The following is a 938-nucleotide window of genomic DNA, read 5'->3' as shown; positions in this document are numbered from 1 at the left end:
GTCAGGTTCGACGCCATCGCGTTCACCGAGTCGGTGAGGTCCTTCCAGGTGCCCGCGACGCCCGGCACGATCGCCTGGCCGCCGAGCTTGCCTTCGGTACCAACTTCTCGGGCGACGCGCGTCACTTCCGACGCGAAGCCGCGCAGCTGGTCCACCATCGTATTGATGGCTTCCTTGAGCTGGAGGATTTCGCCGCGCACGTCCACGGTAATCTTTCGCGAAAGGTCGCCGTTCGCGACCGCGATCGTCACCTCCGAGATGTTTCGCACCTGCGCGGTCAGGTTGGACGCCATCTGGTTCACCGAATCGGTGAGGTCCTTCCAGACGCCCGATACGCCCTTCACCTTCGCCTGGCCGCCGAGCAGGCCGGCGGTACCGACTTCGAGCGCGACGCGAGTCACCTCGGACGAGAACTCGCCCATCTGCTCGATCATTCGATTGACGATCGTCGCCGAGCGCAGGAACTCGCCCTGCAGCGGACGGCCTTCGGCGTCGAGCGGCACGAAACGCGTGAGGTCGCCCTTCGACACGCCGGCGATCGCCTCGGTGATCGTGTCGACCGGACGCACCAGGTCGTCGACCAGCTCGTTGACCGAGCGCTCCATCTGCGCCCACTGGCCGCGGCGCGCGGCCGGCGCGATGCGCTGGCGCGTCTGGCCTTCGCGACCCACGGCCTGGCGCACGCGACCGAGTTCATCGGCCAGCGCACGGTTGTGCACGACGATTTCGTTGAAGGCCGCGGCAAGGCGGCCTTCGATTCCGTCCCAATGGCCCGGCAGCTGGACGTCGAAGTTGCCTTCGCCCACGGCGGTCATCGCGGCAAGCAGGGCCTGCAGCGGATCATCAAAGACGGGTGGACGGGCCGCGGACTTGGCGGCGGAACGGGTGCGCCGCGCGGTGGCTTCGGTCACGTGATTCTCGAGAAAACGCCCATCCCC

At 67.4% G+C, this 938-nt stretch carries 1 protein-coding gene; it reads right to left on the bottom strand.

All coding sequences use genetic code 11. From position 1 onward, the window contains the following. Positions 1 to 911: HAMP domain-containing protein (locus tag EVS83_RS15505; RefSeq protein ID WP_208108788.1), on the bottom strand; the 911-nt coding region annotated here is incomplete at its 3' end. Between the last annotated feature and the right edge of the window lie 27 nt (positions 912 to 938).

This window comes from Cognatilysobacter terrigena, assembly GCF_004361065.1.
GTDB lineage: Bacteria > Pseudomonadota > Gammaproteobacteria > Xanthomonadales > Xanthomonadaceae > Cognatilysobacter > Cognatilysobacter terrigena.
The sequence above is the reverse complement of the archived record's forward strand: the minus strand, read 5'-3'. Positions and strand labels throughout refer to the sequence as shown.